The sequence below is a fragment of the Paucibacter sp. XJ19-41 genome, from assembly GCF_028462495.1.
In the GTDB taxonomy this organism is placed as follows: domain Bacteria; phylum Pseudomonadota; class Gammaproteobacteria; order Burkholderiales; family Burkholderiaceae_C; genus Roseateles_E.
Genome location: NZ_JAQOWX010000016.1, coordinates 41,425 through 62,984, shown reverse-complemented (window position 1 = coordinate 62,984; position 21,560 = coordinate 41,425). Strand labels below are relative to the sequence as shown.

Below are 21,560 nucleotides of genomic sequence, written 5' to 3'. Positions count from 1 at the left end.
TTGCCTGAGCCCGACGCCATGACCGACAAGCTGTACAACCTGCTCCAGACCCGCAACGCACGCAGCCCGAACCGTCGCGATTTCGTCCGCGGCGGCATGGCGCTGGCGGCCGGCGCCCTGGTGGGCCTGCCGGGCTGCGGCGGCGGAGACGACGATGTGCCGGTGCGCTTCAGCCATGGCGTGGCCAGCGGCGACCCGCTGGCCGACCGCCTGATCCTGTGGACCCGGGCCCGCGCCGAAGACGCCAATGACCCGCGCGACATCGTGCTGCGCTGGGAGATCGCCCGTGACGCCGGCTTCGCCAGCCTGGCGGCCAGCGGCGACGCGCTGGCCAGCGCCGCCAACGACTTCTGCGTCAAGGTCGACGCCAGCGGCCTGCAGCCCGGCCAGCGCTACTGGTTCCGCTTCCTGGCCGGTGCGCAGAGCTCGCCGGTGGGCCGCGCCAAGACCCTTCCCGGCGGCTCGGTGGCCCAGGCCAGGCTGGCGGTGTTCTCCTGCGCCAACTACCCGACCGGCTATTTCCACGCCTATGCCGACGCCGCCAAACGCGAGGACCTCGACGCGGTGATCCATCTGGGCGACTACCTCTACGAATACGGCCCCGGCGGCTATGCCAGCGGCAATGCCGCCGCGCTGGGCCGCGTCGTCGAGCCGGCCAAGGAGATCGTCGCCCTGGCCGACTACCGTGCCCGCTATGCCCAGTACCGCAGCGACCCCGATCTGCAGGCCCTGCATGCGGCGCACCCGATGATTGCCGTCTGGGACGACCACGAAATCACCAACGACGCCTGGATGGGCGGCGCCGAGAACCACCCGGCCGCCAGCGAGGGCGACTACGCGGCCCGCAAGGCCGCCGCGCTGCAGGCCTGGCATGAGTGGATGCCGGTGCGCGCGCAAAGCAGCCGGGAGCGCATCTACCGCAGCTTCGAGTTCGGCAATCTGCTGGCCTTGCACATGCTGGACACCCGCATCGCCGGCCGCGATGAGCAGCTCGACTATGCCGACTACCTCGGTGCCGGCGGCAGTTTCAACGCGGCCGGCTTCGGCGCGGCGCTGGCCAACCCGCAGCGCCAGTTGCTCGGTGCGGCGCAAAGCGGCTGGCTGCAGCAGCAGCTGAGCGCGTCCACCGCGACCTGGCAGATGCTGGGCCAGCAGGTGCTGATGGGCCGCATGAACATCCCCGCGCCCATCCTGTTCGAGGCCAACAATCCGGGCACCGGCATCTCGGTCTCGGCCTATGCCGCCATCGTCGCGAAGGCCCAGACCAATCCCGGTGCGCTGACACCGCAGGAGCGCGCCGTGCTGGCCCAGCCCAGCATCCCCTACAACCTCGACGCCTGGGACGGCTACAGTGCCGCCCGCGAGACCCTGCTGGCCACCGCACGCCAGCTCAACAAGAACCTGGTCGTGCTGGCCGGCGACACCCACAACGCCTGGGCCAGCGCTCTGGACGATCTGGCCGGCAACCCGGTCGGCGTCGAGTTCGCCACGCCCTCGGTCAGCTCCCCGGGCTTCGAGGAATACCTGCCCAAGGAGAACCCGCAGCAGCTGGCCGGCGCGCTGACCCAGCTGATCGGCCCGCTGCAGTACGCCGACACCTCAAGGCGTGGCTATATGGTGGTGACCGCGACGCCACAGGCCTGCCGCTGCGACTGGATCTTTGTCAGCGACATCCTCAGCCGCGGCTACACCGCCAGCGTCGGCAAGAGCCTGCAGGTGCTGCCGGGCCAGGGCCAGCGCCGGCTGCAGGCCGTCTGAGCCAGGCACTCGATACGGGCCGGCCGCTATAGACTGCGGCCATGTCCGAGATCGCCGATTCTTCGTTCACCCCGACGCTGCGCCTGGCCGTGGTCGGCGCCGGCCCGGCCGGCCTGGGCCTGGCCCTGCTGGCGGCACGCCACCTGCCCCAGGCCCAGATCAGCCTGTTCGATGCCCGGCCGCTGGAGCGCGATGTCTCCGGCGACCCGCGCACGCTGGCACTGAGCCTGGGCAGCGTGCAGCTGCTGCAGCGTCTGGGCGCCTGGAACGACGCCGCCGCGCAAGCCATCCTGCAGGTCCATGTCAGCCAGGCCCCGCCCACGCTGAACCATCCGATCTTCGGCGGGGCCGGCGAGCCGCTGGTGCGCATCAGCGCGGCCGAGCAGGGGGTGGGCATGCTGGGCGCGGTGCTCAGCTACGGCCAGCTGGTCGCGCCGCTGCAGGCAGCCTGGCAGGCGGCAGCGGCGGCCGAGCCGCAGCGCCTGCTGAGCCGCTTCGGCGCGCCGGTCGCGGGGCTGAAGGCCCTGGACCTGTCGGCGGGCGGCGGCGTCGAGGTCGATGCCGGCATTGCCGAAACCTTCGATCTGGCCGTGGTCGCCGAGGGCGGCGTGTTTGCGGATCAGGCACGCAAGAGTCTGGCGCATGACTACAAGCAGAACGCCTGGGTCGGCACCGTGACCCTGGCCGAGCGCAGCCCGCCCGGCGTGGCCTACGAGCGCTTCACCCGCAACGGCCCGCTGGCCCTCTTGCCGCTGCCACCGCTGGAGGGCCGCAAGCGCGCGGCCCTGGTCTGGTGCATGCCGCAGGCCGAGGACGAGATCGACAAGCTCAGCGATGCCCAGCGCCTGGCCGTCATCAACAGCCTGCTGGCCGCCGAGGCCGGCCCGCTGCAGGCGATCAGCCCTCTCAAGTGTTTTGCGCTGGGCCTGAACGCCGAACGCAGCCTGGTCGAGGGCCGTACCGTGCGCATCGGCAATGCCGCCCAGACCCTGCATCCGGTGGCCGGCCAAGGGCTGAACCTGGGGCTGCGCGATGCCTATGCGCTGGTCCAGGCGCTGCGCGGTAGTCGCGACATCGACGCCGCGCTGCGCAGCGTCGAATGGCAGCGCGCCCCCGACCGCTGGAGCACCATCGCCAGCACCGACTTCCTGGCCCGCAGCTTCGCCTGGCGCTGGCCCGGTCTGCCGGTCGTGCGCGGCCTCGGCCTGGCCGCGCTGCAGGCGCTGCCGCCGCTCAAGCGCGCGCTGGCGCGGCAGATGATGTTCGGCAGCCGCTGAACCGCCCCCATGACTGAACGCCTTGCCTCCTGCAGCTGCGGTCAGCTCACGGCCCAGGTCGTCGGCGAGCCGGTTCGCGTCTCGATCTGCCACTGCCTGGCCTGCCAGCGCCGCACCGGCAGCGTGTTCGGAGCACAGGCCCGGTTCCGCCGTGAGAACGTCTCGCTGTCGGGCAAGTCGACCCGCTATGTGCGCACCGGCGATGAAGGCTCCCGCGTCACCTTCCACTTCTGCCCCCATTGCGGCGCCACGGTCTACTACGAGCCCGAGGGCCTGGAGGAGTTCCTGGCCATCCCGGTCGGCGCCTTCGCCGAACCCAGCTTCCCGGCGCCCAGCGTCTCGGTCTATGAGGAGCGCATGCATGGCTGGGTCGTACCGCCGGAGGATGCGGAGCATATCGGCTGAGGGGATAGTCGCCACCGTGCGGCGATCAGGAGGACAGTCATATGGACGACAAGACGGAGTTGCATTGGCGTTACTTGAAGGACAACCTGGATCACTCGCGTCATCACGAGACATTGCGAGCCACAACCACGAATGCGCTGCTCGTCCTGGCCGGCGCAGGATTCACGGTCGCTGGCTATGACAAGTGCATTCAGCAGACAGACCTGCCGGTGCTCGCTTTCATAGGGATTCTTGGCATATTCGGTGCGGTCTTTGTCGCCAAGCAGACCGAACGTGCGGACGCTCACTATGAGCGAGCTCGAGAACTCCGGGATGCGATAGACGCTGGCACCCATGCGCCCGGATTCGAGGTCCTGAGAAAGTCGGCAGACAAGCGCCACAAGCAGCGCTACAGCGGCTTCGGCGCATGGCTTCGTTGGCAAGGCTTGCGAAACTTCTGGATATTGATGCACCTGCTTGTCGCGGCACTTGCCGGCCTGCTCGCCTACTCCGCAGCGATGACGACGGCGTGTCCGACGCAGTGAGGTCCAGCACCTCAGTCAAGCCCGATGGACTGCCGACGATGCACGAACTGACCACCGAACGCCTGCTGCTCAGACAGTGGCGCGATGCAGACCGAGACCCGTGGGCAGCGCTGTGCGCGGACCCCGAGGTCATGCAGTTCCTGAGTTCGGACCGCGATCGCGCCACATCGGATCTGGCTATTGATCGGTGGAGTGCGCGGATCGCCGATCAAGGCTGGTCCTTCTGGGCGGTCGAACTCAAGCACACTGGCGAATTCATCGGCATGGCAGGTCTGCAGGTTCCGGCAGAGCCGCATCCCTACCTGCCCTGCACCGAGATCGGCTGGCGCCTGGCCCGCGCGCACTGGGGTCAGGGCTATGCGTCAGAAGCCGCAAGGCGGGTGCTGAGCTTCGCATTCAGCGAGCTGAAGCTGCAGGAGGTCCTCGCCTCGACCGCAGTCGGCAACAGGCGGTCCAGCGCTGTGATGCGTCGAGTCGGGATGTCCGGCCCCGAGGCCAGCTTCATACACCCCGGCGTGCCCGAGGGTAGCCATTTGAGACAGCATGTGCTCTATCGAATCTCCAGCGCGACGAGCCTGAAGGCCTGAAAGAGTTCCTGGCCATCCCGGTCGGCGCCTTCGCCGACCCGAGCTTCCCCGCGCCCAGCGTCTCGGTCTACGAGGAGCGCATGCATGGCTGGGTCTTGCCCCCAGGGGATGCGGAGCCTATCGACTGAGGGGGAGCGGCTGAGCTGATCGGCACTCCCGGCGCGTCACGGGCATGCCATAGGGGCGCCGTATGGTCGCAGAGCACCAACCGGGGGCGGCGAGCGCTGCCCCATCTGCCCACCGACCAGGAGCCCAACTGATGAAAAAGTCCTCCCTCACTCGTGCGCTGACACTGGGCGTGACGGCGGGTCTGCTGGCAGCCGGGAGCGGCATGGCGATGGGCGCCTGCGGTCCGGACACGACTTTCGCGCCCAATGACGATTACGCATTGACGTTCAAGATCTGCGACAACAGCTTCGTCGGTACCGTGACGGCCAAGGCCACCGGCTGGGTTGCCGTGGGCTTCTCGCGCAGCACCTATATGCCGGGCTCGGACGTGTTCATGGCGGGTGTTCTGCCGGACGGGACTGCCTACGGCAACGACTCGTTCGCGGACATGCGGAGCCCGCCGGTCGTCGACGCGAGTCAGGACGTGACCCTGCTCGGCGCCGCCGAGGCCAACGGCGTGACGAGCTACTCGTTCTCGCGACCGCTGAAGACCGGTGACGCCGCCGACTTCGACTTGACCGACGGCCCCTACTACCTGCTGTGGGCCTTCAACCAGGGCAGCGACAGCCTGACCTCGCGCCACACCAGCGCAGCGGCGTCCGATCTTCCCTATCTGTTTGCCCCGGTGCCGGAGGCGTCGACCCTGCTGATGCTGCTGGCCGGTCTCGGCCTGCTGGCGGGCCGGCTGCGCCGCGATGGCGGCATGAGTGCGGGCTAGCGTCCTGCCGCTGAATACGCTTCATGACATCCGGGCAACGAGAAGAACGCCACACCGAACGCCTGCGACCCCGACAGTGGCGCGAGTCAGACCGGGACCTATGGGAAGCGCGGTGCGCAGACCTCAATGTCATGCAGTGCTTTGACTCCCGCCGGCGGATGCAGAGCAGCTGAGGCGGGGCCGGCACGAGACCTCGATTCCGTAGTGGGTGACTTGAGCAACGCCCCCGGGGGCGCCATGCCCAAACCAGCAAGCATAGCGCCGCATGGACGCCTCATCAAGCGCAGCAATTGAAGACTTCGAGATCCCGGATCCGGCCCTGCTTCGGCGGCTGCTGCGAGCGAAGGATCGTATGGACGCCGCCTCGCATGAGGCCTGGCCGGTGAAGCGGCTCGCCGAGGTCAGCGGCGTCTCCGAGACCCATTTCGCACACACCTTCCGGCAGGCCTTTGGCATCCCACCGCATCGCTACCTGTTGACACGGCGCATCGAGCAGGCGGCCACCCTGCTGCGCGACACCGAACTGCCCATCACGGAGATTGCTTTCGCCACGGGCTGGGAGAGCCTGGGTACCTTCGGGCGCACATTCCGGGACGTCACCGGCAAGAGCCCCAGTGCGCTTCGCATCGAGGCCAGGGCCGAGGCCACCCAGCTCGACCGCGTGCCCGCCTGCGTCCTGAAAGCCGCGCAGCGGCCGGACCTCACCATCGCAGTTTCGGAGAAGCGTCGCCGTGCAACAGAAGGTACAAATCGGCCACCAACAAAGGAGCGCTGATGAGCCAAGGTATCAATGTGGTGGGTGTGTACGTCGATGATCAGGACCAGGCCCTCGATTTCTACGTCAACAAGCTCGGTTTCCGCGTCCATACGGATGTGCGCAATGGGGCCTATCGCTGGCTGACGGTCCAGCATCCGGAGCAGCCCTTGTTTCAGCTCGGCCTGTTCACACCCGGGCCACCGATGCACGACGAGGCGACGGCGCAGGCGCTGCGCGCACTGGTCGCCAAGGGCGCGATGCCGGCCTTGGTGCTGGCCGTGGCCGACTGCCGGGCCACCTATAAGCAACTGCAGGCCCGGGGCGTGGAGTTCACCCAAGAGCCGGTCGATCGCTATGGGAGCGTGGATGCCGGTTTCCGCGACCCTGCGGGCAACGGCTGGAAGATGATCCAGGTAGCGGGGAGCTCGACATGAACTGCAGCAGTTGGTTGAGGCGGGCTCACCGCTGGGTGTCGATCGCCTTCACGCTGACCGTCATCGCCAACTTCGTCGCCCGGGCGCAAGGGCCGGCAGAGCCGCCGCCCTGGCTGACCTATGCGCCGCTGCTGCCACTGGGCCTCTTGCTGTTGACGGGGCTGTACCTGTTCGCCCTGCCCTATCTCGGCCGTCGCCACGAACGGCATGGCGCCAAAGAGCCAGGGATGCCGGCCATTTGAAGAGAACCGGAGCGCCAGGCGGGGTCAGGTCTTGAACCCTGCTGCATTCAAGACCTGGCATCGAAACCCTTCGTGGTCCAGAATCCCTTCGACCTCGCAAGCCCACATCAATCAGCAGCCCCATGTTCGATCACGTTGTATTCGGCGTCAGCGACTATGCCGCGAGCAAGGCCTTCTTCCTCAAGGCACTCGAGCCGCTCGGCGTCGTGCTCGTCTCGGAAGGGCCGCTGGGCATCGAGCTCTGCCGCCCCGACAGCCAATCTTCGCTGTGCATCCGCCGGGTCGAAGCGAAGGCCACGCACCTTCACCTGGCCTTCACGGCCGAGAGCCGCGGGCAGGTCGACGCCTTTTACCGCGCCGCTCTTGAGGCAGGAGGCGAGGACAACGGTGCGCCGGGCCTGCGCCCGCAGTACCACGCGAACTACTACGCCGCCTTCGTCATTGGTCCGGACGGGCACAACATCGAAGCGGTCTGCCATCAAGCCGAGGGCTAGCTGACGCAACGAAGAAAGCCCTACTTCAAGGGCTTCTCCTCGCTAGGCACCGGCGCCGCCTCGTCCGGCAGCTTGGGCTCATCGCTGGCATGGTGGTCCATCGGCGTCTTCTTGCCGGGCTGCGGCGTCTGCTCCGAGCCCGGGGCGATTTCTTCGCCCTGATGTTTCTTGGCCTGCTGAACCTTTTTGTCGTGGGCGATATTGCGCGGGTCGGTCATGGGATGGGCTCCGAAAATGGTTTGAAGCCCATCCTCGCCCAAGCGCAGCCCTGCCCGGGTAGGACAAGACGCCTTTCCAGCCAGGACAATATCGCCAACGCCGCCCTTGGGTCGCGGGATCGGCTCAGGATACGGCCGGCTCAGCCCCGCTGCCGCCGCGCCATCAGCCCGACGCCCGCCAGCCCGGCCAGCATCAGCGCCAGGCTGGCCGGCTCGGGCACGCTGAGCGCCAGGCTGTGGCCGGCCTGCACGTCCAGCGTCGGCGCCATCAGATAGATCAGGCCGTGGTTGAGGTTGCCGGCCGCGTCGTCGCTGAACAGGCCGATGCTGGCGCTGCCGGCGCCCAGCACCTTGAAGGACAGCGTGGCCAGGCGTAGCGAGGCCTGGCCGGCGTCGGCCACGCCCGGGAAGGCCGAGCCCGACAGGACCACGCCGGTCAGCGCCGAGTCGTCCGCCCAGCCCTCGGCCAGGCTCACGCCGGTCAGCGCCAGCAGGCTGGTGTCGAAGCTCAGGCCCATGCCGAAGGCCAGCAGCTCGTCACCGGCACGTTCGCCGTCGAAGGGCTGCAGCAGCGCGACATCGAGGCTGAAGCTCTGGCCGACCGTGGCGGTGGTGGTGCCGGACAGCGAGATGCTGGCGGCCTGAGCCACCGACAGGGAGAGGCCGGCAAGCAGCGCGGCGAGGGCAGATTTGATCTTCATGGCTTGGTTCCTTGAGCAGACGCTCACTGGCGGGTGAAGAGGGCGTACCAGAGCTTGTAGTCGGCCTGGGTGATGCATTTGTCGGCGTCGAAATTGGCGAGCGGCTGGTAGCGGGCATCGCCCTCGCAGCTGCCCATCGCGGCACGCTGCAGATCGCGGTCGCTCGCATTGATCGCGCCGTCGCCATTGATGTCGCCCAGCTTGCGCACCGCGAAGGGCACGCGGGGCGCGGCCTCCTGGTAGCCGTCGTTGAGCAGGAAGGCGAGGTAGTACTCGCCGGCGGCCAGGCCGGCGAAGGTGGTGCTGCCGGCGGCGCCCGAGGCATAGCGCCATTGCACGGCCGGGCTGCCGCTGCCCGGCGTCTGGGTGGCGCGGTAGACGGCGACCCAGTCCTTGGCCTGGCCCGGCATGCCGGACCAGCTGACGTTCAGCGCCTCGCCGCTGCGGATCAGATTGCGGGCCACACCCAGCACGCGCGGCTCGGGTTCGCTGCCGGCGCCGACGGTGAAGGCCACCCGGTTGGAGACCTCGGTGTAGGAGTCGTTGATATAGAGCGCCAGGAAGTACTCGCCGTCGGGCAGCGGCTCGGTGGGCGACAGGCTGCCGCTGGCGCGGCCATCGACGTAGTAATAGCTCACCAGCAGATCGATGCCCGGCGTGGCACCCTTGCGGAACACGCCGATATAGTCCTTGGCCGTGCCCGGGCCGTCGGCGAAGCGGATGTCCAGGCGCTCGCCGCTGCTCAGCGCGGTCTTGACCAGGCTGACGCTGGCGATCTCCGTGCCCACGGCAAAGGGCAGGCGCTCCGAGATCTCGAAATAGGCGTCGTTGATCATGAAGGCCGCGTAGTAATAGCCCTTGTTCAAGGCGCCCAGGGTGACGGTGCCGGCGCTGCTGGGCGTGTAGGCCCAGCTGGTGGAGCCGACGCCGCCGGGCTCCTGGCCGACGCGGTAGACGCCGATCCAGTCCTTGGCGCCGCCGGGCGCGCCGCTCCAGGTGAAGCTGGGGCGCTCGCCGGCATTGAACTGGGTCTTGTTGATCGCCAGCTCGGCCGTGTTGCCGACATAGAAGGCGGCACGCGGGGCGATCTCGGCATAGCTGTCGTCGGTGAAGAAGGCGGCGTAGTACTCCACGCCGGCGGCCAGGCCGCTGAAGCTCAGCTTGCCATTGGCGCCCGCCACATAGCCCCATTTCACTGCGGGCGTGGCCGCGCCGGGCGTCTGGCCCTTGCGGTAGATGCCGACCCAGTCCTTGGGCTTGCCACGCCCGTTCAGATGCTCGACCACCACGGGCTCGCCGGCCGGCCAGACCTTCTTTGCCAGACGCAGGGCCGGGTCGCCGTCCGAGCTGCCCTGCACGGTGAAGCTGTGGGTCTGCGTCCAGGGCGACCACTCGGCGTTGGCGTCGCGGTGGCGGGCGCGGATGTAGTAGCGGCCGTTGTTCAGGCCATTGGGGCCGACGGCATAGCGCTCGATGTCGAGGCCGGCATGGATGTCCACCGGCTCGTAGTTCGGCGCACCGCTGTCGCCGTAGAGATTCTCGACATCGCGTATCAGGTCCAGCACCTTGCTGGAGAAGGCGGCGTCGCGTGCGATCTGGAACTGCGTGCTGTTGAGCGCCATGCCCGAGGGCGACTGGTAGCCTGCCAGAGCGAAGGCATGCGGCAGGCTCAGCACGGCGCCGTCGACCACGCCGTCCAGCACCGGCTGCAGCGGCGGCGCGGCGTCCAGATGACGCTCGAACTCGTCCACCAGGCGGTTGTCATAAGCAAAGCCCAGCTTGGGGTGGCCCACGGCATAGGAGGAGACCTTCATCGTGCGCGCGCCGAGATCGAAGTCGATCAGCTGCCAGGTCCAGTTCGCGATGGTCTTCTGCACATCATCCATATCGCGCTCGCTCGACTGGCCCCAGAACTGGTCCCAGGCGGTGCCGCCGCTGATGAGGTGATAGATGGGCCAGTCACGGGTCTGGCCGCGGGCATAGAGATGGTGATGGGCGCCGATGTTCAGCACATGCTTGCGCGTGCCGGCCAGGATGGGCATGGCCGTATCGCGGAACCAGCTGGAGATATCGCCGACATACTGCTCGGCCTGGTAGGGGCGGTGCACGACGCTGATCACCCAGTCCACATCGGGGTCGGCATTGGCCGCCGCCACCACCTTGCGCAGCCACTCGGTTTGGGCCGCAAAGCTGTGTTCGGAGTTGGTATAGACCAGCAGCACGCGGCCGACCTGGTGGGCGTAGTAGCTCTCGTCGGCTGCGGCCGGGATGCCCTGATAGCTGATCTTGTCGTACTCGGTGTGCGCGCGCCAGTTGGCCAGGCCCGGGTCGTAATAGGTCTCGTGATTACCCAGCGCCATCATGATGGCCAGATTGCCCGACACCACCGACGAGGGCTTCATGTGCACGAACTCATAGTGGTCCAGCGTGCCCACATCGACCTGGTCGCCGTTGTTCAGCATCAGCTGCACCGACTCCTCCCGCGGCAGGCCGGTCAGCGACTCGATCTTGGCCTTGGCCGCCTTCAGCAGCGGCGTGTGGCGGTCGTCATTGCGCAGCTGGTGGTCGCCGGTCAGCAGGAGGCGGAAATGGCCGCTCTTGCGCGCAGCCGTGGGCTGGGTGCGGAAGCGATAGACCGGCGACACCTCGCTGCCGCTGCGCACGCGGTAGCTGTAGACCGTCTCGGGCTGCAGGCCGGTCAGCTGCACGCCGTGCAGCCGGTAATTGGCCGCCAGCACCTGGGACGAGCCGGTGGCCCGGCGCAGCAGCGGCCCGCCATCCGGACCGTACTCGACCACCGACTCGCTGCCCTGCTCCGTTTTCCAGCTCACCCAGATCGAACTGGCGGTGGGCGTCTGCAGATAGGGCATGAGGTCGGCGGCCAGCGCCGCCGCCCCGCACATCAAGCCGCCCAGCAGGACGGCGGCGCGGCGGACCAGGCGCCGGGCAGACAAGGCCATGGAGATCATGTGGGGCTCGCGGGCAGTGAGACAAGCGCCGGATTCGAGCAGCGTGGTGTGACAGCGACGCCGGGGGGATTGGTCCGAACGGGCCTGTGAACACAGCGCCTGCAGGCTAGCAGGCCCGGGCAAGAGCTGACCCCACAAAGACGAAGGCCGCATATAGCGGCCTTCCATTTGGTGCATCTTTCAGCTTGTTAGCGTCCAGAGCGCATATCCCAGTGATCTTGCACTTTCACTCTAACACGATTAAAACGCCTGACACACAAAGGGAGGGCGGCATGGCTCGCATGCGGTATCGGCTTGCATTGGATCTGGGTTCGACATCGCTGGGCTGGGCCATGGTGCGGCTTGACGCCGACAGTCGGCCATGCGCCGTCATCAAGGCGGGTCTGCGCATCTTCTCCGATGGCCGCAACCCCAAAGACGGCTCGTCGCTGGCCGTCACTCGGCGAGAGGCCCGCGCCATGCGACGGCGGCGCGACCGGCTGCTCAAGCGCAAGGCGCGCATGATGCGTACGCTGATCGCCCACGGCTTCTTCCCGGCCGAGGAGTACGAGCGGCGCGCGCTCGAAACACTGAATCCCTACGCGCTACGGGCCAAGGGCCTTGACAGCGCGCTGACGCCCGAGGAGTTCGCTCGCGCGCTGTTCCACATCAATCAGCGCCGCGGCTTCAAGAGCAACCGCAAGACCGACAAGAAGGACAACGACAGCGGCGCGCTGAAGACAGCCATCAGCAAGCTGCGCCAAGCCTTGCGCGATGAGGGCTGCCGCACGGTGGGCGAATGGCTCGCGCGGCGCTCCGAAAAGGGTCAGACCGTGCGGGCACGATACCGTCAGGAGCGCGTCGCGCGCGAGGACGGCAAGACTCGCATCGACAAGAGCTACGACCTCTATATCGACCGGGCCATGATCGAGCAGGAGTTTGATCTGCTGTGGGCCAAGCAGGCCGAACTGAACCCAGGCCTGTTTCATGAACAAGCTCGCTTCGAGCTCAAGGATGCCTTGCTGCATCAGCGCCCCCTCAAACCGGTAAAGCCTGGCCGCTGCACCCTGCTGCCGGACAAGGAGCGCGCCCCGCTGGCCCTGCCGAGCACACAGCGCGCCCGCATTTATCAGGAGGTCAACCACCTTCGTATCCTGAACAGCGGTCTGCGTGAGGAGACCCTGTCGCTGACGCAGCGCGACCTGCTGGTCTCGGCCCTGGAGCGAAACAGCAAGCGCAGCTTCACCCAGATCAAGAAGCTGCTCGGGTTCTCGGGCACGGTGCAGTTCAATTTTGAAGACCCTAAACGCCAGGAGCTCAAGGGCAACATCACGAGCGCCATCCTGAGCGGCAACAAGTTGTTCGGCGCCGCGTGGTTTGAGTTCGACGAAGCCAGGCAGGACGAGATCGTCGCGCAACTGGTCGGCGAGGAGAACGAGGCACGGCTGCTGAGCTGGCTTCAAGAGCACACCGGCATTGATGAGGCACGCGCTGAACTCATCGCCAACACCGGGCTGCCGGAAGGCTATGGCAGCCTCAGCCGAAAGGCCCTGGCTCGCATCCTGCCAGCACTGCGGCGCGAGGTCATCAGCTACGACAAGGCAGTGCTGGCCGCAGGCTTCGAGCATCACAGCCATATCAGCCCGAGCGCCAGCGGCGAGATCCTGCCCGAGCTGCCCTACTACGGGCAGGCTTTGCAACGTCATGTGGGCTTCGGCACCGGCGTGACCTCCGACCCGGACGAGAAACGCTACGGCCGTATTGCCAACCCAACCGTCCATATCGGCCTGAACCAGGTGCGGCTGGTGGTCAATGCCCTGATCAAGCGCTACGGCCATCCGAGCGAGGTGATCGTCGAGTTGGCGCGCGATCTCAAGCAGAGCAAGGAGCAACGCGACGAAGAAAGTCGGCGCCAAGCCGACAACCAGCGCCGCAATACCCGCATGCGCCGCGAGATCGCCGAGGCACTCCACACCAGCGAGGAGCGCGTCAGGGCTCTGGACATACAGAAGATGATCCTGTGGGAGGAACTGAGCTTCAACGTCGCTGATCGCCGCTGCCCTTATAGCGGTGTGCAGATCAGCTTGGCCATGCTGCTCAGTGACGAGGTGGAGATCGAGCACATCCTGCCGTTCTCGCAGACGCTGGACGACAGTCTCAACAACAAGACCGTGGCCATGCGTCAGGCCAACCGACAAAAGGGCAATGGAACGCCTTGGGAGGCCTTCGGCAAGAACACCGTGAGTGGCTACAGCTATGCCGACATCATTGCGCGCGCGGAGGGCATGCCCAAGGCCAAGCGCTACCGCTTCGCCGAGGACGGCTACCAGCAGTGGCTGCGCGACGACGCCGGTTTTCTTGCCCGGGCGCTCAACGACACGCGCTATCTGAGCAAGGTGGCCCGCGAGTATCTGAGCCTGATCTGCCCGCAAGGCACGCGGGTCATCCCGGGGCGGATGACGGCGATGCTGCGCGCAAAGTTCGGGCTCAACGATGTGCTGGGACTCAACGGCGAGAAGAACCGCAACGACCATCGCCATCATGCCGTCGATGCCTGTGTGATCGCGGTAACGGACCAGGGCCTGCTGCAGCGCTTCGCGCAGGCCAGCGCCTCGGCGCGTGAGCGGCAGATCAATCGACTGGTGGACGACATGCCCATGCCCTGGGACAGCTACCGCGAGCATGTGGCGCGCGCGGTGAGCAACATCTGGGTCAGTCACAAGCCTGACCATGGCTACGAGGGCAGCATGTTCAAGGCAACGGCCTTCGGCATACGCCGGGACGGATCTGTGGTGCAGAAGGTCAACGCTGACGGCGAGACGGGTCGTATCAATGAGTACGTGGTTCCGATTTCTGCGCCCCAGCAGATCGGCAGACATGGGCTCGACGACAAGGGGAAGGTCAGGGCCTATAAGGGCTATGTGCCCGATGGCAATTTCTGCATCGAGATTGTTGGCAGCGAAACCGGCAAGTGGCACGGTGAGGTCACAGCCACTTTTCAAGCCTATGAGGTTGCGCGTGAGCGTGGTGAGTCAGCGCTGCGGGACATGCGTACCAGCCTGAGTGGAAAGCCGCTGCTGATGCGCCTGATGATCGATGACCTTATCCGACTCGATGTTGATGATCGCCCACGGCTGATGCGCATCGCGTCCATCAACGCAGCGGGGCGCCTCAGCTTGGCCGACCACAACGAGGCCAACGTCGACGCCCGTAACCGCGACAAGGAAGGGGATTGGCGCTACACCTACAAGCAGGCCGGCTCGCTCAAAGCGGCCAGAGGACGACGCGTCACCGTCTCGCCCATCGGCGAACTCCGCGACCCTGGCTTCAAAGAGTAAGCCCGATGATCGGCCGCATCGTTGAAGTGGCCGATGACCGGCGCCACCTGTCGATGAACCGGGGCTTTATGGTGGTCAAGGACACCGAAGGCCAGGGCAAGGAGTTGGGGCAGGTTCCGCTCGACGACATCGCTGCCGTGATCGCGAATGCGCACGGCCTGAGCTACACCAACAATCTGCTGGTGGCGCTGGCCGAGCGCGGCGCGCCCTTTGTGCTGTGCGCCGCCAATCACAATGCGGTGGGAATGCTGCTGCCCATCGAAGGCAACTTCGAACAGGCCAAGCGCATCGAGGCCCAGATCGCGGCCAGCCTGCCAACGCACAAGCGCATGTGGGCGGCCGTCGTGCGCTCCAAGCTGGAACAGCAGGCCGCCGCACTGGAAGCGGCGGGCGCCCCGACCGCGCCACTGACCGCTCTGGTCGGCAAGGTCAAAAGCGGCGACCCGGACAACCTTGAAGCACAAGGGGCACGGCGCTACTGGAGCCTGCTGTTCGGCGATGGCTTCCGGCGTGATCAGGATGGTGGGGGGCTGAACGGTCTGCTGAACTACGGCTACACCGTGCTGCGGGCAACCACGGCACGGGCTGTCATCGCGGCGGGACTTCATCCCAGCATCGGCCTGCATCACAGCCATGACAACAACGCGATGCGCCTGGTCGATGACTTGATGGAGCCGTTCCGGCCCATCATCGACCTGAAGGTCTGGCAGCTCAAACGCAATGGCGAGGAGTTGGTGACGCCCGAAGCCAAGCGCGCCCTGGTGCGCACGCTCTACGACGATATGCAGACTGCCGCCGGTGCCACGCCCGTCATGGTGTGCGCGCAGAAGCTCGCCGTGGCCCTGGCACAGGTCTATCTCGGCGAACGCGACAAGCTTGATCTGCCACTGCCCGGCCTGCCGCTCTCGCTGGCTTCGGCGCTGCAAGACGAATGACTACGACAATGAGGCCGCAGCATCCATGCTCACCGGATACCGACTGATGTGGATGGTGGTGATGTTCGATCTGCCGGTGGTCGAGAAAGCAGAACGGCGCGCCGCGACGGAGTTCCGCAATGCCTTGCTGGACATGGGTTTCGAGATGAGTCAGTTCAGCGTCTACATGCGCTTTTGCACCAGCGGCACGCAGGTCGACACCTACTGCAAAAGAGTCGAAAGCGCCTTGCCCAGCGGCGGCAAGGTGAATATCCTGCAGTTCACCGACAAGCAGTACGAACGCATCATCAGCTTCCAGGGTCAGGCCAAGCAGCCGCCCAATAAAACCCCCGACCAGTTCGATCTGTTCTAGCCATGCCGCTCGTTTTTCTGGCCTCAGAAGGCAAAAACCCCTTGACGAATCAAGGGGTTAGTGCCGACCTAGTCTAGATCACTGGGATATGCGCTCTGACCGGAACGCCGGCCTGGATGACGTACTTCCAATCGCGAGTCTAGATCACTGGGATATGCGCTCTGACCGGAACATAAGGGTGATGCACTGATGGGGGTGCGCCAGTCTAGATCACTGGGATATGCGCTCTGACCGGAACACTACGAGGCCGGTATTGCCGAAATGCCGAAGTCTAGATCACTGGGATATGCGCTCTGACCGGAACCATGGCCGTCAGAAGCTCCTTGAACTCCGGAGTCTAGATCACTGGGATATGCGCTCTGACCGGAACTAAGCGAGTGAAGCGGTTGATCTCGGCCTGAGTCTAGATCACTGGGATATGCGCTCTGACCGGAACGCAGGTTTATGGCTGGCATCGTCATGTGCTAGTCTAGATCACTGGGATATGCGCTCTGACCGGAACGGCAACCGGGTAAGCCTGGAGGCTAGGAAGAGTCTAGATCACTGGGATATGCGCTCTGACCGGAACCGTGCATGCTGGCGCTCGCGCGCGGCTGTGAGTCTAGATCACTGGGATATGCGCTCTGACCGGAACTCGCAGGCAAGAAGGCCGCGTTCTTCAAGCAGTCTAGATCACTGGGATATGCGCTCTGACCGGAACGATTGCGCCAGGCGCTCGTTGAACGGGCCCAGTCTAGATCACTGGGATATGCGCTCTGACCGGAACATGAATTCGTACTTAATGAACTTATGGAAGAGTCTAGATCACTGGGATATGCGCTCTGACCGGAACCACGCTCTACACAGATCGGCCGATCTACGTAGTCTAGATCACTGGGATATGCGCTCTGACCGGAACGCTCACACGCCTGTCGATCGGATGCGTCGTCAGTCTAGATCACTGGGATATGCGCTCTGACCGGAACCGGTGTGTCGCCTTCCCAGGTTTGATGCGTAGTCTAGATCACTGGGATATGCGCTCTGACCGGAACTGCCCGTTACGATCGAACGCTAGGTTCGTCAGTCTAGATCACTGGGATATGCGCTCTGACCGGAACTCAAACGGCAAGTACAACGAATGCTGCACGAGTCTAGATCACTGGGATATGCGCTCTGACCGGAACTGCTCCGGGCCCGCCACCAGCCGCTACAGGAGTCTAGATCACTGGGATATGCGCTCTGACCGGAACATAGCCGTCGATCATTGCGGAGCCCGCCAAGTCTAGATCACTGGGATATGCGCTCTGACCGGAACTTTGGCCGCCTTTTCCAGCGCATTGGCGCGAGTCTAGATCACTGGGATATGCGCTCTGACCGGAACTTGTCTCGCCCACTGGCGCGGAGGGGGGCGAGTCTAGATCACTGGGATATGCGCTCTGACCGGAACCTGCTGGTGGCGCGCCTACGGCACCCCAAGGAGTCTAGATCACTGGGATATGCGCTCTGACCGGAACCGTCACCACCTTGCCGCGCTTGGTCGTCAGCAGTCTAGATCACTGGGATATGCGCTCTGACCGGAACCCGCTGGAGCCGCGCAAGCGGGTGAGCGCGAGTCTAGATCACTGGGATATGCGCTCTGACCGGAACGGCGTGGCCGCCGAAAGCTCTACAGAGTGCAGTCTAGATCACTGGGATATGCGCTCTGACCGGAACCATGTCGCGCGGGCTGTTGGAATAGGTATAAGTCTAGATCACTGGGATATGCGCTCTGACCGGAACCACCGAATCACACGAGTGGCTGGAGCTGCTAGTCTAGATCACTGGGATATGCGCTCTGACCGGAACTCGGGCGCGGCGCGCATTTCGGCAGGAGTAAGTCTAGATCACTGGGATATGCGCTCTGACCGGAACGAAAAATTCATGATCAAGATCACGGGCGCTAGTCTAGATCACTGGGATATGCGCTCTGACCGGAACACCCTTACGCTCGGCCAGCTGGTGCGCATGAGTCTAGATCACTGGGATATGCGCTCTGACCGGAACTGGTACTGCGCGCCGCACTCGGGGCAATGCAGTCTAGATCACTGGGATATGCGCTCTGACCGGAACTCGCCGTGGCGCAGTTGATCAGCAATCACCCTCGCAGCAACACCACCAGCGCCGCGACGGAGCCGCCTGCAAAACACAGCATGGCGAGTCCTGGCGAGATACCCATCAGCGCCATACCCATCACCAACAGCCACGCCATCAGCTTGAACATCGCGGCCAGGCTATAGGCGACAAATTCGGTGCCGCAGGGTGTGGACGAACGCTTTCCCGGCAGTACCTGCGAAAACTCATGTGCATGCGTCAACGCCCATCGATGATCTTGCGCATCTCGGCGAAAACCTGATCGGCCGGAATGGACTGGGCGAGACCGGCATCCAATTCGGCCACCCGGCGCTCAAGCTCGGCCTCCCAAGACGGGTGCAGCGGCGGCGGCTCGGGCCGCAATGAATCCACCAGGCGCTCCAACAGCTCGGCACGCTCCTCGGGCCTGAGTTTCATTGCATCTCCAGTGACGCTGTCCAGTTCCGCGCTCATGAAGCCCTCCTGATCGCTGGGTATGAGGCAAGTTTAGTCACACCACCTCATCCCTTCGCAAGCTGTCCGTCAACCCCTGCATCACCGCCGCATCCGCGTCTCCCAGCAGACCGGCGCGCAGCAGTGACTCGCGCTGCAACTCGCGCATGCGCCAGCTGAATTCGCGCGCCAGGGCCTGCACCTCCTGCTGCACTTTGGGGTCGCCCTGCGCGGCCAGCTCGGCCAGCATGCGTTCGGGGTCGGCGTCGGCATCGAGGCCGCTGCTGGAGAACGCGGCCTGGATGCGCAGCATGCGGTTCAGGCTTTGCTGCAGGACCTTGCGCAAGCGCGGGCCGGCCTGCTCGATCTGCCGGTCGATCTCGGCGCGCAGCGCGCGAAAGCGTCGCAGCGTCGCCATCACGCGGCGGATCTCGGGCAGCATCTCGGACAGGGGCTGCTGGGCCTGCAGCCAGTCGGCCATGTCGGTGTCGACGCCGCCGAGCTGGCTCAGCACCTGCTGCAGCGGTTTGCCGAACTCGCCCGGCATCAGCTTGCTGGCCACGCTGGCGCGCGCCAGCGGCGCGATGCCGGCCTCGATCAAGGCCATCAGCCACTCGGAGGTGGCCAGGATCTGGCCCTGCAGCGGGAACTCCTCATCGGCGATGCCGCGCGGATAACCGAAACCATCGAGCCGCTCGTGATGGTTCAGCACCGCCTCGGCCACCTGCTTGCCGGCGCCCTTCATCTCGCGCAGCACGCGCCAGCCGATCACCGGATGGCTGGCGATATGGCGCCATTGCTCGGGCTGCAGCGGCCGGTCGGTGCGCAGATGCTCGGGGTCGATATAGAGCTCGCCGACGTCATGCAGCAGCCCGGCCAGCGCCAACTGCCGGTGGCGTTCGATGTCGCCGGGCAGCAGGCGGCGCGCCAGCGCCAGGCTCAGCATCGCGACGCCGACGCTGTGCGACAGCCGGTCACCCTGGTAGTCGGCATACAGGGTCAGCAGCGACTGCACCGGCACCGACAGGCTCAGGCCCGCCAGCGACTGCGGCACCGGCAGGGCGCGCGGGTGCTCGCACAGCTGGGCCAGCAGCGGCTGCTGCTCCAGCAGACGCTCGGCCAGCGGCGCGAGGCTTTGCGGCATCACGCCGTTGACCACCTGCACGCAGTCCTCCAGCGGCTTGGCCAGCTTGTGCTGCAGCAGGCGCTCGCGCGCCTGCGCGCTGATGCGGGCGCCCTTGGCCAGCAGCTTGATGCCGCTGCCGCTGACGATGTCCTCGCTGGCCTGCACCTCGCGGCTGGCGGCGGTCTCGACCATATGGTTCAGGTAATGCGGATTGACCCGCTCACGGTCCGGGTCCAGCTCGTCGGGGATCGACTGTGCATCCGGGTCCGTCGTCATGCGCAACCCTCGCCAAACACCCGCGCCTGATTGCCGCCCAGGCCCTTCGCCTCATACATCGCGCTGTCGGCATGGCGCAGCAGCGTGTCGGGGTCGATGCCGGCGCCGGGATACAGGGCGATGCCAATGGAGGCGCCGAGCTGCAGCCGCAGCGTCTCGATATCGGCCGGCTGGACCAGGCCTTGCAGGATGCGCCGCGCCAGGCCCAGGCCGCGGTCGGCGGCATCGACACCGTACTGCAGGATCGCGAACTCGTCGCCGCCCATGCGGGCGACGACATCGCCGTCGCGGGCGATCTGGCGCATGCGCCCGGCGGCCAGCGCCAGCATCTTGTCGCCCACCGCATGGCCGTGCTCATCGTTGATGGGTTTGAAGCCATCCAGGTCGATGTAGTGGACCGCGAAGCCGGGCGCGCCGCAGCCACTGTCGCGCACCGCCGCGGCCAGGCATTCCAGAAAGGTCTCGCGGTTGACCAGCGAGGTCAGCCCGTCATGGCGGGCCGCATGGCGCACCCGCTCCTCGCTGCGCGTGCGCTCGGTCACATCGGTGTAGGTGCGCAGCACGCCGCCGCCCTCGATGGGCACGCTGCGCACCTCGATCACCCGGCCATCGGGACGCTGGCGGTCGTAGCAATGCGCACGGTCCAGGATGCCGCCGGAGCGCACGAAGTCCTGGATGTCCTGCGGCGTGCGGCTGAATTCGTCGCTGGCCCACTGGTGCGCCAGCACCGCCTCGAAGCTGGGCTTGCTGGCCATCAGTGCCTCGGGCAGGCCCAGCAGCTCGATCGCGCGGCGGTTGCACACCTCGACCACGCGCTCGGCATTGACCATCATGATGCCCTGCTCCATGCGCGCCAGCGTGGCCTCGAGCAGGGTCGATTTGTCCTTCAGCCGCGCCTCGCTGGCGCGCGCCCGCGCCTCGGCCTGCTCCAGCGCCTGCTGCTGATGCTTCAGCGCGCTGATGTCGACATGGGCGGAGAAGCCCTTGCCATCGGGGCCGCGCTGCTCGATCACGCGAGCCCAGCGGCCTTCGGGCAGCGGCAGCTCGAAGGGTGCGCCGGTGAATCTCAGATTGTCGGCCAGCGTCGACAGGCCGCGCCGGAACCCCTCGCCATCGCCGCCCTCACGGCCCTGCCAGGCGCGGCGGTAGACCGACTCGAAGCTGGTGCCGGCGGCAACCGCGCGATCGCGCAGCCCGTACATCAGCACAAAAGGATGATTGACCCAGGCGATCTGGCCGTCGGCATCGGTCACCATCACGCCGTCGGCCACATGGTCGAACAATGCCACGCCGTCGCTGAACAGCGCTTCCGGCACGGCGATAGGGCCGCCTTGCGGCACCGCGTGCTCGCCGGCCCGCCACAGGCGGATGCGGCCCACGCCCGGCAGCGGCAGCGAGGCCGCGGTCAGCCAGCGGCCGCCATGCTCGAAGGCGAAGGGCCGGTTCTGCAGCCGGTGGCGGGCCACGCCTTTCTCGATATAGCGCTCGATCAGCGGCATCTCGAAGGCATTCAGCCGGCCTTCGTAGAAACGCCGCAGATTGGCGCTGTAGGGTTCGCCGATCTGGATATGGGCCGCATGCTCTGGAAACAGCGTCAGGAAGCTGCGGTTCCACAGCAGGGTGCGATCGGCCTCGTCGAACAGGCAGGCACCGATCTCCAGACCGTCCAGGGTCTGCGCGACGGAGCGCAACAGCGGCTGGGCCCACGCACTCCCTGCCTCTGACTCGCCCCTGCTCGTGCCGCTGCCCATGTGCTGCCAT

At 66.0% G+C, this 21,560-nt stretch carries 20 protein-coding genes and 1 CRISPR repeat array; of the genes, 13 read left to right on the top strand and 7 right to left on the bottom strand.

The genetic code is table 11. The annotated features are described in order from the left end of the window. Positions 1–18: 18 nt before the first annotated feature. The 10 genes from PO768_RS06450 to PO768_RS06405 all read left to right on the top strand — a co-directional run bounded on the left by PO768_RS06450 (position 19) and on the right by PO768_RS06405 (position 7,364). Positions 19–1,758: an alkaline phosphatase D family protein gene (locus PO768_RS06450; RefSeq protein WP_272645399.1), complete on the top strand. Its 1,740-nt coding sequence runs from the start codon at positions 19–21 to the stop codon at positions 1,756–1,758. Between the two features lie 41 nt (positions 1,759–1,799). Next, a complete protein-coding gene (locus PO768_RS06445; RefSeq protein WP_272645398.1) occupies positions 1,800–3,035 on the top strand; it encodes an FAD-dependent monooxygenase in 1,236 nt (411 codons plus the stop codon). A gap of 9 nt (positions 3,036–3,044) precedes the next feature. After that, entirely contained in the window at positions 3,045–3,440 is a 396-nt protein-coding gene (locus PO768_RS06440) for a GFA family protein (protein WP_272645397.1), read from the top strand. 41 nt (positions 3,441–3,481) lie between these two features. Continuing rightward, the gene (locus tag PO768_RS06435; RefSeq protein WP_272645396.1) at positions 3,482–3,964 is read left to right on the top strand and encodes a hypothetical protein; all 483 of its coding nucleotides are present in this window, start codon (positions 3,482–3,484) and stop codon (positions 3,962–3,964) included. A gap of 38 nt (positions 3,965–4,002) precedes the next feature. Further along, the gene (locus tag PO768_RS06430) at positions 4,003–4,551 is read left to right on the top strand and encodes a GNAT family N-acetyltransferase (RefSeq protein WP_272645395.1); all 549 of its coding nucleotides are present in this window, start codon (positions 4,003–4,005) and stop codon (positions 4,549–4,551) included. A 259-nt stretch (positions 4,552–4,810) separates the two neighbouring features. Beyond that, a complete protein-coding gene (locus PO768_RS06425) occupies positions 4,811–5,437 on the top strand; it encodes a DOMON domain-containing protein (protein ID WP_272645394.1) in 627 nt (208 codons plus the stop codon). A 265-nt stretch (positions 5,438–5,702) separates the two neighbouring features. Next, on the top strand, positions 5,703–6,212 hold the full coding sequence (locus PO768_RS06420; RefSeq protein ID WP_272645393.1) for a helix-turn-helix transcriptional regulator: 510 nt from the start codon (positions 5,703–5,705) through the stop codon (positions 6,210–6,212). Beyond that, positions 6,212–6,628 carry a VOC family protein gene (locus PO768_RS06415; protein ID WP_262969050.1) on the top strand — a complete coding sequence of 139 codons (417 nt, stop codon included), beginning with the start codon at positions 6,212–6,214 and terminating at the stop codon, positions 6,626–6,628. Before PO768_RS06420 ends, PO768_RS06415 begins: the two co-directional genes overlap by 1 nt. Positions 6,629–6,663: 35 nt before the next feature. After that, complete coding sequence (locus tag PO768_RS06410; protein WP_442953186.1) at positions 6,664–6,870, top strand: hypothetical protein; 207 nt, start codon at positions 6,664–6,666, stop codon at positions 6,868–6,870. Between the two features lie 122 nt (positions 6,871–6,992). Next, the gene (locus PO768_RS06405) at positions 6,993–7,364 is read left to right on the top strand and encodes a VOC family protein (RefSeq protein ID WP_272645391.1); all 372 of its coding nucleotides are present in this window, start codon (positions 6,993–6,995) and stop codon (positions 7,362–7,364) included. Positions 7,365–7,384: 20 nt separating this feature from the next. On the opposite strand, the gene PO768_RS06400 is transcribed toward PO768_RS06405, so the two are convergent. The 3 genes from PO768_RS06400 to PO768_RS06390 form a co-directional block, all read right to left on the bottom strand. Further along, positions 7,385–7,582 (bottom strand): hypothetical protein, encoded by a 198-nt coding sequence (locus PO768_RS06400; protein WP_272645390.1) that lies wholly within the window; start codon positions 7,580–7,582, stop codon positions 7,385–7,387. A 140-nt stretch (positions 7,583–7,722) separates the two neighbouring features. Next, a complete protein-coding gene (locus PO768_RS06395) occupies positions 7,723–8,283 on the bottom strand; it encodes a cohesin domain-containing protein (RefSeq protein WP_272645389.1) in 561 nt (186 codons plus the stop codon). A 23-nt stretch (positions 8,284–8,306) separates the two neighbouring features. Continuing rightward, positions 8,307–11,243 (bottom strand): fibronectin type III domain-containing protein, encoded by a 2,937-nt coding sequence (locus tag PO768_RS06390; protein WP_272645388.1) that lies wholly within the window; start codon positions 11,241–11,243, stop codon positions 8,307–8,309. A gap of 281 nt (positions 11,244–11,524) precedes the next feature. Here PO768_RS06390 and cas9 point away from each other — a divergent pair, with 281 nt between their 5' ends. Genes cas9 through cas2 form a run of 3 tightly spaced genes read left to right on the top strand, consistent with a single transcriptional unit; the run spans position 11,525 to position 15,856 of the window. Further along, complete coding sequence (gene cas9 / locus PO768_RS06380) at positions 11,525–14,569, top strand: type II CRISPR RNA-guided endonuclease Cas9 (protein ID WP_336297751.1); 3,045 nt, start codon at positions 11,525–11,527, stop codon at positions 14,567–14,569. A 5-nt stretch (positions 14,570–14,574) separates the two neighbouring features. Further along, the gene (gene cas1, locus PO768_RS06375) at positions 14,575–15,504 is read left to right on the top strand and encodes a type II CRISPR-associated endonuclease Cas1 (protein WP_272645385.1); all 930 of its coding nucleotides are present in this window, start codon (positions 14,575–14,577) and stop codon (positions 15,502–15,504) included. 25 nt (positions 15,505–15,529) lie between these two features. Continuing rightward, positions 15,530–15,856, top strand: coding sequence for a CRISPR-associated endonuclease Cas2 (gene cas2, locus PO768_RS06370; protein ID WP_272645384.1), 327 nt, complete (start codon positions 15,530–15,532; stop codon positions 15,854–15,856). A gap of 70 nt (positions 15,857–15,926) precedes the next feature. Continuing rightward, a CRISPR array of direct repeats spans positions 15,927–17,944; the repeat unit is 36 nt; unit sequence AGTCTAGATCACTGGGATATGCGCTCTGACCGGAAC. A 25-nt stretch (positions 17,945–17,969) separates the two neighbouring features. Here the strand turns inward: cas2 and PO768_RS06365 are convergent. From PO768_RS06365 to PO768_RS06350, 4 genes are read right to left on the bottom strand one after another with little or no spacing between them, the layout of a single operon-like run. Continuing rightward, positions 17,970–18,188: a hypothetical protein gene (locus PO768_RS06365; protein ID WP_272645383.1), complete on the bottom strand. Its 219-nt coding sequence runs from the start codon at positions 18,186–18,188 to the stop codon at positions 17,970–17,972. Then, positions 18,185–18,418 carry an addiction module protein gene (locus tag PO768_RS06360; RefSeq protein WP_272645382.1) on the bottom strand — a complete coding sequence of 78 codons (234 nt, stop codon included), beginning with the start codon at positions 18,416–18,418 and terminating at the stop codon, positions 18,185–18,187. Before PO768_RS06360 ends, PO768_RS06365 begins: the two co-directional genes overlap by 4 nt. 37 nt (positions 18,419–18,455) lie before the next feature. Beyond that, a complete protein-coding gene (locus tag PO768_RS06355; RefSeq protein ID WP_272645381.1) occupies positions 18,456–19,799 on the bottom strand; it encodes an HD-GYP domain-containing protein in 1,344 nt (447 codons plus the stop codon). Beyond that, complete coding sequence (locus PO768_RS06350) at positions 19,796–21,490, bottom strand: PAS-domain containing protein (RefSeq protein WP_272645380.1); 1,695 nt, start codon at positions 21,488–21,490, stop codon at positions 19,796–19,798. Before PO768_RS06350 ends, PO768_RS06355 begins: the two co-directional genes overlap by 4 nt. Positions 21,491–21,560: the final 70 nt, after the last annotated feature.